Source organism: Cypionkella sinensis (assembly GCF_042646385.1).
In the GTDB taxonomy this organism is placed as follows: Bacteria; Pseudomonadota; Alphaproteobacteria; order Rhodobacterales; family Rhodobacteraceae; genus Cypionkella; species Cypionkella sinensis.
This window is the reverse complement of record NZ_JBHRTO010000001.1, coordinates 2,469,973-2,482,951: the sequence shown is the minus strand read 5'-3', so window position 1 is coordinate 2,482,951 and position 12,979 is coordinate 2,469,973. Positions and strand designations below refer to the sequence as shown.

The window sequence follows — 12,979 nt, the reverse complement described above, 5'->3', positions numbered from 1 at the left end:
ATGCAGGAAATCCGCTTCGGTATTATCGGTTGTGGCCTGATGGGGCGCGAATTTGCCTCTGCCGCCGCGCGCTGGCTGCATCTGGCCAACCCCAGGGCCAAACCGCGCATCGTCGCGGTCTGTGACACCAACCCCGCGCTGATGGACTGGTTCACCACCCATCTGGGCGCGGTGCAGACCACCACCGACTATAAGGCCTTGCTCGCCAATCCTGACGTTGATGCCGTCTATTGCGCCGTGCCGCATGTGCTGCACGCACAGATGTATCCCGAGATTCTGGCTGCCAGAAAACACCTGTTCGGCGAAAAGCCTTTCGGCATGGATCTGGCGCAGAACCGCGCGATCATGGCCGCTGTGGCCGCACACCCGGAATTGATCGTGCGCTGCTCGTCAGAAATGCCGTTCTATCCCGGCGCGCAAAAAGTCATCGACTTTGTGAAATCCGGCGCGGTTGGTGAAATCCTCGAGGTCGAGGCCAGCTTCCTGCACTCCTCCGATATCAACCCCGACAAGGTGATCAACTGGAAGCGGATGCAAGGTGTGAACGGCGAGTATGGCTGCATGGGCGATCTGGGGATGCACGTTCTGCATGTGCCCCTGCGCCTTGGCTGGCGTCCCGAAACCGTGCAGGCGTCCTTGGTGAAACGGGTTAGCCAACGCCCCGACGGCAAGGGCAATCTGGTGCCGTGTGAGACGTGGGATAACGCCACCGTCACCGCCCGCGTGCCGACCGATTACGGCCATTTCCCCATGGTGCTAAAGACTTGGCGGATCGCACCCGGTGAGGCGAACACGTGGTCCTTGCGTGTTCTCGGAATGAAAGGCTCCGCCTATTTCACCACCAAATCGCCCCGGCAATGGCAATTCATGCACTATCAGAACGGCGGCAGTCAGGCTTGGCAGACCGAAGACCTCGGCTATACCCCGCTGTTCGCCGGCATCACTGGCGGGATTTTTGAATTCGGCTTCACCGACGCCATCCAGCAGATGTGGGCAGCCTATATCGACGAACTTGCAGGCGGGGACGCTGCAGGCTTCCCCTGCGCGCACCCGTTTGAAGCCGCCGCGCATCACGCCGTCCTCACCGCGGCGCTCACAGCGGGCAAGGAAAACCGCACTGTCGCGGTAGACTACGCATGAGAAACGGCATCGCCTGCGCGGGTAACTGGATCGTCGACATCGTCCACAGCATCGACGCTTGGCCACAGAAAAGCGATCTGGTCCGCATCCGGCACGAGGTTGCAGGCGTGGGCGGTGGTGCCGCCAATGTCGCGCTGGACCTCGCCGCGTTCCAGACCGGCCTGCCGCTTTACGCGGTGGGCCTGATTGGCCGGGACACCCATGCGCAGCTTTGCCTTGATGCCTGCGCAGCCGCCGGGGTCGATACCCGCTGGCTGAAACAAACCGCCGATCACCCCACCGCCCATACCCAAGTGATGAACGTCCCCGGTGACAGCCGCACGTTTTTCTACCATCCCGGCGCGAATGATGCGCTGGCGGAAACCGATATCCCCATCGAAGCCATCGCTGCCACGAATGCGAAAATCTTCTACCTCGGCTATCCCAACCTGCTCGCCACTCTTGATGCCGTTGAACCCGGCGGAGCTACCCCCGCCGCACGCCTCCTTGCTCGCGCCCGCGCCGCAGGCATGATCACCTGCGTCGATCTTGTGTCCGCCGCCACGCCACAGTTTGCCGAAACCGTTGCTGCGATCATGCCACAAACAGATTACCTGTTCCTGAACGAGATCGAGGCCGCCCGTGCAACCAACCGTTCCGAAATCGCCCCCAACGACCGCGCCCGCCTGCTCGAGGCCGCAACGGCCCTGCAAACACAGGGCGCAAAAATCGTGATCCTGCACACCGGCAGCCTCGCGCTTTGGTTGGGCGAAACAGCACTTTGGTCGATCCCCGACCCGGTTGACCCCGCAGAAATTCTCAGCCCCGTCGGGGCCGGAGACGCCTTTTGCGCCGGCGTGATCTATGGCGTGCATCAGGATTGGCCCGCCGGACAGGCCCTTAAACTCGGCCACCGCGCCGCCGCCGCCGCGCTGAAAAGCGTCACGGCCAGCGAAGGCATCCCCCCGCTGGCCGCGCTGCTCTAACCCACGAAGAATGAAGCCAAAGCTTCATCCTCTGCGCGCAAATATCCCACGGGGTCTGGGGGGGTGAACCCCCAGCCTTTGGGCATATCACCCTCAGATATAGTGGTTCCACAAATTCTCCAGCCGCTCCTGACGGCCCGAGCGTGGCTGCGGGTTGATGTTGTTTTTCACCACGGCTTCGGCAATCACCTCAAGCGGCTGCGTCAGCATCGCCTTGGCACCTTCACGCTCCCATCCGGCATAACGCGCGCGGCGGGCTGCTTCCAACGTGTCATCCTCCAGCAGATAAGCCGCCGCTTTCAGCGCCCGCGCGCAGGTATCCATGCCGCCGACATGGGCGAGGATCAGATCTTCCGGGTCCAGCGACTGACGCCGCACCTTGGCGTCAAAGTTGGTGCCGCCAGTGGTATAGCCGCCCGCCCGCAGGATCTCATAGAAGGCCACGGCTTTTTCGGCGTGGTTGTTCGGGAACTGGTCGGTATCCCAGCCGGATTGGTAATCATTCCGGTTCATGTCGATCGAGCCGAAAATCCCCAACGCCGCAGCGGTGGCGATTTCGTGTTCGAACGAATGGCCCGCCAGAATCGCATGGCCTTGTTCAATATTGACCTGAACTTCCTTTTCCAGCCCGAAATCCTTCAGGAAGCCGTAAACCGTCGCCACATCGTAGTCATACTGATGCTTCGACGGCTCTTGCGGCTTCGGCTCGATCAAGATCGCGCCTTTGAAACCGATCTTGTATTTATACTCGACCACCGATTGCAGGAAGCGTCCAGCATGGGCGCGCTCGGCCTTGAGATCAGTGTTCAGCAGGGTCTCATAACCTTCACGCCCGCCCCACAGCACATAGTTCGCACCGCCGAGTTTGTGCGTGGCATCCAGACAGGATTTCACCGTCGCCGCAGCATAGGCGTAAACTTCCGGGTCGGGGTTGGTGGCAGCACCCGACATCCAGCGCTTGTGGCTGAACATGTTGGCGGTGCCCCAGAGCAGCTTGGCCTTGTGCGAAGCTTGCTTTTCGCCAAGGTAATCAACGATTTCTTCCAGATTGCGCAGGGATTCCGCAAAGGTCGCCCCTTCAGGCCGCGCATCGGCGTCGTGGAAGGCATAGAACGGCACGCCCAGAATATCGAACATCTCGAACGCCACATCGGCTTTCAGCTTGGCCAGCGCCATGCTGTCGCCGAACCACGGCCGATCAAAGGTCTGCCCGCCGAACGGGTCACCCCCCGGCCAGGCAAAGCTGTGCCAATAGGCCACCGCAAAGCGCAGATGATCCTCCATCCGCTTGCCAAGGATCACCTCCTCGGGGTCGTAGTGCCGGAAGGCGAATTCGTTGGTGCTGTTCTCGCCCTCGTATTTGATCTGAGGGATATTCTTGAAGAAATCGGTCATGCGAGGCTCCTTATAGCGGTTTGTGCAGCGCGATAACGGGCGTAGCCCGCATCAAAGGCGTCTTTCAGGGCGGGGTCGGGCAGGATTTCCCGCGCGATTTGCGGCAGCGTGGCAATCTCGGCACCTGCGCCCGTCGCGGCCATCAGGCCAAGGCGGGCCGCGCCAAAGGCACCACCGAAATCACCCGCAACCGGCAGGCTGACCGGGCAATCCAGCGCGGTGGCAATCGCGCGCAGCCAGTAATCCGATCGCGAACCGCCACCAACTGCCAGCAGGTGCTGCAACTGCGTCCCGGTCGCAGCCAGCGCATCGCGGCTGTCGCGGAAGGCAAAGGTCACGCCTTCCAGCACGGCCCGGGTTCCTGCCGCGCGGTCGGTGGCATGTTCCAGCCCGGTGAACGCGCCACGGATCGAGGCCGAGTTCAGCGGTGTACGCTCGCCGCCCAGATAGGGCAGGAACACGCTCTTGCCGGGCGCTTGCAGTGGGCCAACCTCGCCCGTCAGGGTCGCGGCATCGGCCCCTACCAGCTTGGAATACCAGTTCAACGCATCCGTCGCGGCCAGAATGACGCCCATCTGATGCCAGGTGTTCGGCAAGGCGTGGCAGAACGTATGCACCGCCGTCGCAGGGTCGGGCTGATAGCCATCATTGGCGGCAAACAGCACGCCCGAAGTGCCCAGCGACACGAACGCCTCACCCGCCCGGACCACGCCGACACCGACGCCAGAGGCCGCATTGTCACCGCCGCCGCCCGCCACCACAACGCCCGCGCCCATGCCAAACCGGCTGGCAAGCGCGCCGCGCAGATGGCCCGAAACCGCCGAGCCTTCCACCAATCGCGGCATCTGCGCCCGGCTCAGGCCACAGGCCGACAGCAGCGCATCCGACCAATCGCGCTTGCCAGTATCCAGCCAAGCGGTGCCAGCGGCATCAGACATTTCGGACACATGCTCGCCAGTCAGCCACAGCCGCAGATAATCCTTCGGCAACAGAACCTTGGCAACCTTGGCCCACACCGCAGGTTCATGCTTGCGCAGCCAGTCGAGTTTCGGCGCCGTAAAGCCCGGAAACACGATATTGCCCGACAGGGCGCGAAACTCTGGCCGCGCATCCAATGCGGCGGCTTCGGCAAAGCTGCGGGTGTCGTTCCACAGGATGCAGGGGCGCAGCACCTGATCCGCGCTGTCCAGCAGGGTAGCACCATGCATGTGGCCGGAAAGGCCGATACCCTTGACCGCGCCCAGCCCCTGCGCCGCCAGTTTGCCCAACACCAACTCGGCGGCGGCAATCCAACTGGCGGGCGATTGTTCAGACCAACCCTCTGCCGGGCGCTCGACCGTCAGGGGGGCAGTGGCTTCGGCCAGCACCTGCTGGCGCTCGTCCATCAGGATGCCTTTAAGCCCCGAGGTGCCCAGATCAAGCCCGATATACATAGATGTCCTCCCCAGAACGCAACCGCTGTCAGCGCTAACATGTCAGCTATGAAAACGTTTACGCTATGCGGCTTCATCCTTCAACAGCAGGAATAAAGCCAAAGCGGTTAGAATAACGCCACCCAATACATTTAACGGCGGCGCAGCGCGGCCCAAAGCGATTTCCCACAGGATCACCCAAGATGGCACCAGATAAGTATAGGCCATCACCTTGGCTGAAGGCAGCCGCAGCGTGGCGAATTGCAGCAGCACAAAGGTCATGGCCGAGGCTGCAACCGAGACATAAGCCAGACAAATCCACACGATAGCGGGCAGGGCGGCCCAGTCGGTTGCCAGCACATCGCGCCAACCCCACAGACACAGAATCACGAACCCGGCCAGCATCATGCCAAAGGTGAACACCAGCGCAGGCTCGCCCCGGTTCAGCTTGCGCACCATTGGCGCGTAAAGCGAGTGCGCGATGCAGCCGAAGAAATAGATCACCTCACCCCGGCCCACCTCAAACCGGGCCAATGCAGCCAGATCGCCGCGAAAGATCACCCACAACGCCCCCGCCGCCCCGATGGCCAAGGCCAGCGCCATCCGCAGCGTGGTGATCTGGCCCAACAACAGCCAGCCAAACCCCGCCGCCATCAGCGGGGTAAGTGTAAAGACCGCCGCTGTGGGCACAGCTTCGGCAGTCTGCAAGCCCCAGAACATCAGCACGAAGTAACACGCCAGCAACCCACCCAAGATCACATAGCGCCATGGCGCTTGCCATGTCTTGCGCGGCACGCCCACCGTCAGAAACGCTGCCAGCCCGACCAATGCCCCCGCCAATGCAAACCGCGCCACCGTCAGCGCGGCAGGCGAGACATAGCGCGCCGCCGCAGCCCCCAGACTGAAACTGCCCGCCACCAGCGCCGAAAATGCCAGCATCGCCACGTGCCCCCGTTGAGGTTGGCTCAGCCGGGTCCAGAGAATCACGCCAAAAGCCTCACAGGCTGCACCAGCTTGCTGCCGAATGGCGCAGGCAACTCAGGAAACTTTGCACCTTCAACGTGCGGTGCAAATCCACATGCGTGACGATCCACAGCGGCGAGTCCCATTCCGGGATCGGCGCCATTACCTCGACCAGATCGGGATCTTGCCGCGCCTCATGTGCGCGCATAAAGCCCAAGCCCATCCCCGCCTTGACCGCCGCCTCCGAGGCCGCAGGCTCGTTGACGCGGAAGGTCAGCCGGTCTTGCGATACCCGCTCACGCAGCCAGCGATAGAACGGCGCCCGGTTGTCGGGGTTGTCGATGCTGATAAAGCGGTGTTGCAGCAACTCCGCCTCTCCAGCAGGCATGCCATGCCGTTCGACATAGGCTTTCGAGGCATAAAGCCCCATCTGCATCTTCACCAGCGGCAGCGCCACATTGTCTGGTTCCTGCGGCGTCGCCCCGGCACGGATCGCCACATGCGCCTCGCCGTAATCCAGCCGATACAAGCGCATGTCGGTCAGAAACCGGATCACCACCGCCGGATGCGCCTCTTGGAAGGTGGCAAACACCGGGGCCAGCAGATGCGCGATCCCGGTGATCGACGTCACAACCAACTCGCCCGCCACCGTCTCACCTTGCCCCTTGATCCGGCTGGCCAACTGCCCGAACTGATCTTCCGTGGTCTGCGCCACCGACAACAGATCACGCCCGGATTCTGTCGGCGTATAGCCGCGTGCATGGCGCTGAAACAGCTTCGCGCCCAACCGCTTTTCCAAGGAATCGATATGCCGGATCACCGTGGCATGATGCACCCCCATCACCTCGGCAGCCCCCGAAACCGTGCCCATTCTTGCAACCTGAAAGGCAGTCCTGATCTCGTCCCAGTTGTCCATAGCGCAGACCTCCTGTGCATTTGCGCACATGGATCAGCAAACTTTGCCTCTATGGCAAGAGGTTTATCGAGAGAATGGTAAGGGTTCCGCGAAGCACTGATTAGGGATATGCTAAGATCAAGGCCAGAACCCGACAGAGGCCGCCATGAAGCTCGTTTCCTCATCGCCGGATCGTCTGGTTCTGCGTGCGCGGCCCGTGCTGATCGGCATTGGCGTCGCCTGCGCCATGCTGCTGTTCGCCGCGATCTGGCTGGCGAAGTTCTTTTCGGATGATCACAGCGATCTGGCGGCACTCGCCTTGCTGTTTGGCCTGTTCGGCTTGGTGTTTATCGTCTTCGTTCGGCAAGAAGTGGCGGTGTTTGATCGCCCCAGCAACACGCTGACATTGCGCAGCATTGGCGTCATGGGCGCACGCGAACAGTTTCGGCCGCTGGATGAGGTGACAAAGGCCGTGCTGGAAACCAGCGCCAATGACGGCGACAGCAGGGCCGGGCCAAGCTACCGCGCCGTGCTGAATTTCACCTCTGGCCCGCCCCTGCCCCTATCGGCCATCTTCCGCTCAGGATCAGACGCAAAGACAGCCGTGCAACAGATCAACACTTGGCTGAACCAGAAATCCGGCCAGAGCCAAAAGCGCCCGAAAAAACGCAAATAACCCAGCCCCGCTTGACTCCCACGCCCCAACCGCGTATCGCCCGACCCAATTCCCCCGGAGGCAAACGCTTCCGGTCCCTTGGCTTATGCCGGGATCGCCACCTGTCAGCGCGTTGCGCCCACAGGTGCCGTTTCGCATTGGCCCTTGGAAACCCGCCGTAGCCCCCCATCTTGGGGTTTTGATCTAGGAGAGCGCGATGTTTGAAAGCCTGTCAGAACGCCTTGGTGGTGTCTTCGACCGCTTGACCAAAGCCGGTGCGCTGTCCGAAGCGGACGTCGACACCGCCCTGCGCGAAGTCCGTGTCGCCCTGCTGGAAGCCGACGTATCGCTGGAAGTGGCGCGCAACTTCGTCAAAGCGGTGAAAACCCGCGCCATTGGCCAAGCAGTCACCAAGTCGATCACTCCCGGCCAACAGGTCGTCAAGATCGTCCACGACGAACTCGTGCGCGTGCTGGCGGGCGATGACGAACCCGAAGCGCTGAAAATCGACAACCCGCCTTCCGCCATCCTGATGGTCGGTCTGCAAGGCTCGGGTAAAACCACCACGACTGCCAAGCTGGCAAAGCGCCTGAAAGATCGCAATGGCAAGCGCGTGCTGCTCGCCTCGCTCGACACCAACCGTCCGGCGGCGATGGAGCAGTTGGCGATCCTTGCCGGCCAAGTCGGCGTCGATAGCCTGCCGATCGTCAAAGGCGAATCCGCCGTGCAGATCGCCAAGCGCGCCAAGACCCAAGCCGCGATGGGCGGCTATGATGTGGTATTCTTCGACACCGCGGGCCGTCTGCACATCGACGAAGTGTTGATGGACGAAATTCAGGCCGTCCGCGACATCGCCCAGCCGCGCGAAACCCTGCTGGTGGTCGATGGCCTGACCGGGCAAGACGCCGTCAACGTCGCCACCGAATTCAACGCCAAAGTTGGCATTTCCGGCGTGGTCCTGACCCGGATGGACGGCGACGGTCGCGGTGGCGCCGCCTTGTCGATGCGCGCCGTCACCGGCAAGCCGATCCGCTTTGTCGGTCTTGGCGAAAAGATGGACGCGCTTGAGACGTTTGAAGCTGAACGTGTCGCAGGCCGTATCCTTGGCATGGGCGACATCGTGGCCTTGGTCGAAAAGGCCCGCGAGACGTTCGAGGCCGAACAAGCTGAACGCATGGCGAAGCGCTTCGCCAAGGGTCTGTTCAACATGAACGATCTGAAAGCTCAGCTTGAACAGATGCAGAAAATGGGCGGTATGCAGGGCCTGATGGGCATGATGCCGGGCATGGGCGGCATGGCCAAAAAGGCCGAAGCCGCTGGTTTCAATGATAAAATGCTGACCCACCAGATCGCCTTGGTCAATTCGATGACCAAGAAAGAACGCGCCAACCCCGATCTGCTGGCAGCTTCCCGCAAGAAACGCATCGCCGCAGGTGCCGGGCTTGAGGTTTCCGAGGTCAACAAGCTTCTGAAACAGCACAAGCAAATGGCCGAGATGATGAAGAAAATGGGCAAAGGTGGCGCGATGAAAAACGCCATCAAGCAGATGATGGGGGCCAAGGGCGGCATGCCCGATATGGCCAACATGTCGCCCGAAGCCATGGCCGAAGCCGCCAAAGGCATGAAACAAGGCCTCGGCATGGGCGGCGGCTTCCCAGGCATGCCGCGCGGTCTGAGCCTGCCGTCGGGCCTTTCGGGGTTGATGAAGAAGAAATGAGCTACACCTTGCGTCAGGATGCCAATGCGCGCCCGGTCCTTGAGACCGCGCGCCTGCGTTTGCGCTTGCCGCAAATGGCTGATCTGCCCGCCAGTACCGCCTTCTGGGCGTCCGAGCGGTCGCATCTGATGGGCGGGCCGTGGAAAGCCGAAGAAACCGCTGCCGAATTTCAGGGCCTTCTGGATCAATGGGCCAAGCATGGTTTCAGCCTGTTCACCGTCACCCGTAAAGGCTCGGATGATGGTATCGGCGGCATTGGCCCGTTCTATCCCGATACCCATCCCGAACCCGAACTGGGGTGGAGCCTGTGGAACGCTGCCGATGAAGGGCAGGGGCTGGCCTATGAGGCTGCCGTGGCCGCCCGCGACTGGTTCTTTGCCACCTCGGGCCACCGCACCGCCGTCAGCCATACCGATCCCGTCAATCACCGCTCGCATCGGCTTTTGTCCCGCATGGGCGCGGTGGTGGATGCCTCTGCCGCACATCCCTATGGCGATGAACCCACGCTGACCTTCCGCCATTACGCCGCGGGTGCCGCATGATCACCCGCCCGCAGCACATCACCCATCCCACCGCCCCGACGCTGGAAACCGAGCGCCTGCGCCTGCGGATGCCGCGCTATGAAGATTTCGCGCATCGCCAAGCTTTCTACGCCTCGGACCGTGCGGTCTGGGAAGGTGGCCCGTTCACCGCCGAACAAGCGTGGCGCATCTTCGCGTCGGAAGTTGCGCAATGGCCGCTGATGGGCTTTGGCCCGTTCTCGGTGGATGACCGTTCGAGCGGTGAATATCTGGGCGAAGTCGGCATCTATCAACCGCTTGGCTACCCCGAACCCGAGCTCGGCTGGTATGTGGTGGACAAGGCCGAAGGCAAAGGCATCGCCGCCGAAGGCGCGCGCGGCGTGATGGTTTGGGCGCATGAAACCTTTGGTTGGGATCACCTCGACAACTACATCGACCCCGGCAACGCCCGCTCGATCGCGCTTGGCCTGCGCCTTGGCGGCGTGCAAGTGACCGCCCCCGGCGCTGACCCCACCGATGTGGTGATCCGCCACGATCTGACGTCGATAGTTCAGATTGGGGGGCTCGCATGATCGAACTCGTCGGCATCCCGGTGTTAGAAACCGCAAACCTGCGCCTGCGCGGCCCGAAAACCGCGGATTTTGAGGTGATGGCCGCCTTCCTCGCTTCACCGCGCAGCGCCTTTGTCGGTGGTCCGGTCAGCCGCGCGCAGGCGTGGCGCAGCTTTGGTCATTTGACCGGACACTGGCTGCATCGCGGCTATTCGATGTTCATCCTTGCCGACAAGACCACCGACGCCGCCCTCGGCATGGCAGGCCCATGGTTCCCCGAAGGCTGGCCCGAACCCGAACTCGGCTGGTCGCTTTGGGCACCCGAGGGCGAAGGCCGTGGCCTTGCCTACGAAGCCGCCCTCGCCACCCGCGCCCATGCCTATGGCACCTTGGGCTGGAAAACCGCCATCAGCCTGATCGCCGACGACAACCTGCGCAGCCAAGCCCTTGCCCGCCGCATGGGCTGCAGCCGCGACGGCAGCTTTACCCATGAAACCTTCGGTTCCAGCCAGATCTGGCGCCATCCTGCACCGGAGACCCTGACATGACCGACGCCATCACCCGCGCCGCTGAGGTGCTGAAAGACCACCGCGAAAGCATCGACCGTCTGGATGCGATCCTTGTCTACACCCTTGCCGAACGCTTCAAGCGCACCCAAGCCGTGGGCCGCCTGAAAGCCGAACACGATCTTCCCCCGTCCGATCCTTCGCGCGAAGCCCGCCAGATCGAACGGCTGGAGTGGCTTTCGAAAGAAGCCGACCTCGACCCCGAATTTGCTAAGAAATTCCTGACCTTCATCATCTCCGAAGTCATCAGGCATCACGAACAACTGCAGAAATAACCGCAATAGCGGTTCCAACCAAACCTAAGGAGACTACACAATGTCCATGAAAATTCGCCTCGCCCGTGGTGGTTCCAAAAAGCGCCCGCACTATTCCATCGTTGCCACCGACAGCCGCAACCCGCGCGATGGCCGCTTCCTGGAAAAGCTGGGCACCTATAACCCGCTTCTGGCCAAAGACAGCGAAGAGCGCGTGAAAATGAACATGGAGCGCGTGCAGTACTGGCTGGGTCAAGGCGCACAGCCGACCGACCGTATCGCTCGTATGCTCGAAGCTGCTGGCGTGCTGGCGAAGAAAACCCGTTCGAACCCGAAATCGGCTGTCCCCGGCAAGCGCATGACCGAACTGGCCGCCAAGAAAGCCGCACGTTCGGAAGCTCCTGCTGCTGAATAATCTGATCGGCGGCTCTGGCAACAGAGCCGCCACCCTTCACCCCGGAGAAGCCCATGCCCAACCCAGACCACATCTGCGTCGGCGCCATCGCAGGCTCTTTCGGCGTGCAGGGCGAAGTGCGGCTGAAAAGCTTCTGCACCGAACCCGAGGCCATCGCCTCATACGGCCTGCTTTACAGCGAAGACGGCCAGACCAGCTATAAAATCAAACTCAGCCGCCCCGTCGCAGGTGGCCTTGGCGCGCGCATCGCGGGCGTCGAGACCAAGGAACAGGCCGATGCCCTGAAGGGTGTAAGCCTTTACGTCGATAAGAAAAAACTGCCGCACCTGCCCGATGACGAATTCTACCACGCCGATCTGATCGGTCTTGCCGCCTTTGATACAGGTGGCAAAGAGCTTGGCCGCGTGCAAGCCGTTCACAACCACGGCGCGGGTGATCTGTTGGAAATCGCTGGGCCGGGCCTGAAAACCTCGCTGCTGCTGCCCTTCACCCTGAAAGCCGTGCCCACCGTTGATCTGACCGCTGGCCGTATCATCGTCGATCCACCAGAGGGGCTAGACTAACGCCACATCCCGCGCCACTCTGCGGCGAAAAAGGGGGCGTGATGCACAACCGACTGCGATGGCTGATGGGCGCAACCGCGCTTTTGTATATCGGGCCGCTGATGGCAGGCTTGGGCGGTTATGGCTGGCCCTTGGTGCCGGTGTTTCTGGTGCTGTTCCTGCTCTGGCAATTCATCCTGCGCCCACAAAACTGGCCGCGCCAATTCCATGATTGGACGCAGTATCAGGCTTGGGCCACGCTGTTCAGTAACGCCGCGATCCAGTTGCTGTTCGTCGCCCTGCTGTTTGGCATCGGTCGTGGCATCGGCGGCGCTTTGGGCTTTGTGCCGCCCTATGGCGAGATGCTGCCGGTGGCGATCTCTTTCCTGTCGATCCCCCTGGCGCGGATGATCTGGGACCCGTGGAAAGCCAATGAGATCAACAATATCCTCGACCACGCCATTGATCAGATCGCCCACCCCGGCAACCCGGTCGATGCCAGCGAGTTGCGCACCGCCCGCCGTATGATCGCCCCTTTGGCCGAATTGCCCGACGATACCACGCCGGCTGTGGTGGCGCAGCATCTGCTGGCACTGTCGGCCCATGCCAAACCCGCCTATATCCGCACCGCCTTGCTGGAACGTGCCCGCGCCGATGCAAGTCGCGCCGAGCTGATCGCGATGATTCTGCACTGCACCGACCCCGATCTGATCGTGCGGGTCAACGGCGATGGCCCGACGCTAGCGCTGCAATTGCTGCACGAAGACCCCGAGCTGGTGGCCCTGTTTGCCACACGCCTTGCGCAGGCCATGCCGCAAGACCCTGAAATATGGGGAAAATCCCCCAGCGTTGATCTGTTGCAGAGCTGGCTGACCAACCTTGCCAACACCGCTGCCGAACTGCCGCTGCTGGCGCTGATCGCCGCCACCAACGCCGCTCAGCCCGAGGATGGTTTGGCCTAGCCGGGGCAGGGTGGTCAGGTTAAAAG

General features: G+C 62.1%; 15 protein-coding genes. 11 read left to right on the top strand and 4 right to left on the bottom strand.

Annotation, left to right across the window (positions count from 1 at the left end):
* Together ACFOGH_RS12480 and ACFOGH_RS12475 are read left to right on the top strand one after the other, a co-directional pair.
* A complete protein-coding gene (locus ACFOGH_RS12480) occupies positions 1 to 1,140 on the top strand; it encodes a Gfo/Idh/MocA family protein (protein ID WP_380073397.1) in 1,140 nt (379 codons plus the stop codon).
* Positions 1,137 to 2,105: a carbohydrate kinase family protein gene (locus ACFOGH_RS12475; RefSeq protein ID WP_380073396.1), complete on the top strand. Its 969-nt coding sequence runs from the start codon at positions 1,137 to 1,139 to the stop codon at positions 2,103 to 2,105. The genes ACFOGH_RS12480 and ACFOGH_RS12475 overlap by 4 nt, the downstream gene beginning before the upstream one ends.
* A gap of 93 nt (positions 2,106 to 2,198) precedes the next feature.
* Here the strand turns inward: ACFOGH_RS12475 and xylA are convergent, their stop codons facing one another.
* The 4 genes from xylA to ACFOGH_RS12455 form a co-directional block, all read right to left on the bottom strand.
* Positions 2,199 to 3,500: a xylose isomerase gene (xylA, locus tag ACFOGH_RS12470; RefSeq protein WP_380073395.1), complete on the bottom strand. Its 1,302-nt coding sequence runs from the start codon at positions 3,498 to 3,500 to the stop codon at positions 2,199 to 2,201.
* A complete protein-coding gene (xylB, locus tag ACFOGH_RS12465; protein ID WP_380073394.1) occupies positions 3,497 to 4,933 on the bottom strand; it encodes a xylulokinase in 1,437 nt (478 codons plus the stop codon). The genes xylA and xylB overlap by 4 nt, the downstream gene beginning before the upstream one ends.
* 63 nt (positions 4,934 to 4,996) lie before the next feature.
* Positions 4,997 to 5,881, bottom strand: a complete 885-nt coding sequence (locus ACFOGH_RS12460) for a DMT family transporter (protein WP_380074003.1) — start codon at positions 5,879 to 5,881, stop codon at positions 4,997 to 4,999.
* Between the two features lie 28 nt (positions 5,882 to 5,909).
* Positions 5,910 to 6,791: a LysR family transcriptional regulator gene (locus ACFOGH_RS12455; protein ID WP_380073393.1), complete on the bottom strand. Its 882-nt coding sequence runs from the start codon at positions 6,789 to 6,791 to the stop codon at positions 5,910 to 5,912.
* Positions 6,792 to 6,936: 145 nt separating this feature from the next.
* On the opposite strand from ACFOGH_RS12455, the gene ACFOGH_RS12450 reads away from it, so the two are divergent.
* From ACFOGH_RS12450 to ACFOGH_RS12410, 9 genes are all read left to right on the top strand, one after another.
* Positions 6,937 to 7,446: a hypothetical protein gene (locus ACFOGH_RS12450; RefSeq protein WP_380073392.1), complete on the top strand. Its 510-nt coding sequence runs from the start codon at positions 6,937 to 6,939 to the stop codon at positions 7,444 to 7,446.
* Positions 7,447 to 7,642: 196 nt separating this feature from the next.
* Positions 7,643 to 9,142 carry a signal recognition particle protein gene (gene ffh / locus ACFOGH_RS12445; RefSeq protein ID WP_380073391.1) on the top strand — a complete coding sequence of 500 codons (1,500 nt, stop codon included), beginning with the start codon at positions 7,643 to 7,645 and terminating at the stop codon, positions 9,140 to 9,142.
* A complete protein-coding gene (locus ACFOGH_RS12440; protein WP_380073390.1) occupies positions 9,139 to 9,684 on the top strand; it encodes a GNAT family N-acetyltransferase in 546 nt (181 codons plus the stop codon). The genes ffh and ACFOGH_RS12440 overlap by 4 nt, the downstream gene beginning before the upstream one ends.
* The gene (locus tag ACFOGH_RS12435; RefSeq protein ID WP_380073389.1) at positions 9,681 to 10,235 is read left to right on the top strand and encodes a GNAT family N-acetyltransferase; all 555 of its coding nucleotides are present in this window, start codon (positions 9,681 to 9,683) and stop codon (positions 10,233 to 10,235) included. The genes ACFOGH_RS12440 and ACFOGH_RS12435 overlap by 4 nt, the downstream gene beginning before the upstream one ends.
* Positions 10,232 to 10,762, top strand: coding sequence for a GNAT family N-acetyltransferase (locus ACFOGH_RS12430; protein WP_380073388.1), 531 nt, complete (start codon positions 10,232 to 10,234; stop codon positions 10,760 to 10,762). Before ACFOGH_RS12435 ends, ACFOGH_RS12430 begins: the two co-directional genes overlap by 4 nt.
* Complete coding sequence (locus ACFOGH_RS12425) at positions 10,759 to 11,055, top strand: chorismate mutase (protein WP_380073387.1); 297 nt, start codon at positions 10,759 to 10,761, stop codon at positions 11,053 to 11,055. Before ACFOGH_RS12430 ends, ACFOGH_RS12425 begins: the two co-directional genes overlap by 4 nt.
* Positions 11,056 to 11,095: 40 nt before the next feature.
* Complete coding sequence (gene rpsP, locus ACFOGH_RS12420; RefSeq protein ID WP_380073386.1) at positions 11,096 to 11,449, top strand: 30S ribosomal protein S16; 354 nt, start codon at positions 11,096 to 11,098, stop codon at positions 11,447 to 11,449.
* Positions 11,450 to 11,502: 53 nt separating this feature from the next.
* Entirely contained in the window at positions 11,503 to 12,012 is a 510-nt protein-coding gene (rimM, locus tag ACFOGH_RS12415) for a ribosome maturation factor RimM (RefSeq protein WP_380073385.1), read from the top strand.
* Between the two features lie 41 nt (positions 12,013 to 12,053).
* The gene (locus ACFOGH_RS12410; protein WP_380073384.1) at positions 12,054 to 12,953 is read left to right on the top strand and encodes a hypothetical protein; all 900 of its coding nucleotides are present in this window, start codon (positions 12,054 to 12,056) and stop codon (positions 12,951 to 12,953) included.
* Positions 12,954 to 12,979 lie beyond the last annotated feature (26 nt).

What these genes read in the sequence shown, in the direction of transcription:
- ACFOGH_RS12480 (WP_380073397.1), top strand. Translation starts at nt 1, where the DNA reads ATGCAGGAAATCCGCTTCGGTATTATCGGTTGTGGCCTGATGGGGCGC.
- ACFOGH_RS12475 (WP_380073396.1), top strand. Translation starts at nt 1,137, where the DNA reads ATGAGAAACGGCATCGCCTGCGCGGGTAACTGGATCGTCGACATCGTC.
- xylA (WP_380073395.1), bottom strand. Translation starts at nt 3,500, where the DNA reads ATGACCGATTTCTTCAAGAATATCCCTCAGATCAAATACGAGGGCGAG.
- xylB (WP_380073394.1), bottom strand. Translation starts at nt 4,933, where the DNA reads ATGTATATCGGGCTTGATCTGGGCACCTCGGGGCTTAAAGGCATCCTG.
- ACFOGH_RS12455 (WP_380073393.1), bottom strand. Translation starts at nt 6,791, where the DNA reads ATGGACAACTGGGACGAGATCAGGACTGCCTTTCAGGTTGCAAGAATG.
- ACFOGH_RS12450 (WP_380073392.1), top strand. Translation starts at nt 6,937, where the DNA reads ATGAAGCTCGTTTCCTCATCGCCGGATCGTCTGGTTCTGCGTGCGCGG.
- ffh (WP_380073391.1), top strand. Translation starts at nt 7,643, where the DNA reads ATGTTTGAAAGCCTGTCAGAACGCCTTGGTGGTGTCTTCGACCGCTTG.
- ACFOGH_RS12440 (WP_380073390.1), top strand. Translation starts at nt 9,139, where the DNA reads ATGAGCTACACCTTGCGTCAGGATGCCAATGCGCGCCCGGTCCTTGAG.
- ACFOGH_RS12435 (WP_380073389.1), top strand. Translation starts at nt 9,681, where the DNA reads ATGATCACCCGCCCGCAGCACATCACCCATCCCACCGCCCCGACGCTG.
- ACFOGH_RS12430 (WP_380073388.1), top strand. Translation starts at nt 10,232, where the DNA reads ATGATCGAACTCGTCGGCATCCCGGTGTTAGAAACCGCAAACCTGCGC.
- ACFOGH_RS12425 (WP_380073387.1), top strand. Translation starts at nt 10,759, where the DNA reads ATGACCGACGCCATCACCCGCGCCGCTGAGGTGCTGAAAGACCACCGC.
- rpsP (WP_380073386.1), top strand. Translation starts at nt 11,096, where the DNA reads ATGTCCATGAAAATTCGCCTCGCCCGTGGTGGTTCCAAAAAGCGCCCG.
- rimM (WP_380073385.1), top strand. Translation starts at nt 11,503, where the DNA reads ATGCCCAACCCAGACCACATCTGCGTCGGCGCCATCGCAGGCTCTTTC.
- ACFOGH_RS12410 (WP_380073384.1), top strand. Translation starts at nt 12,054, where the DNA reads ATGCACAACCGACTGCGATGGCTGATGGGCGCAACCGCGCTTTTGTAT.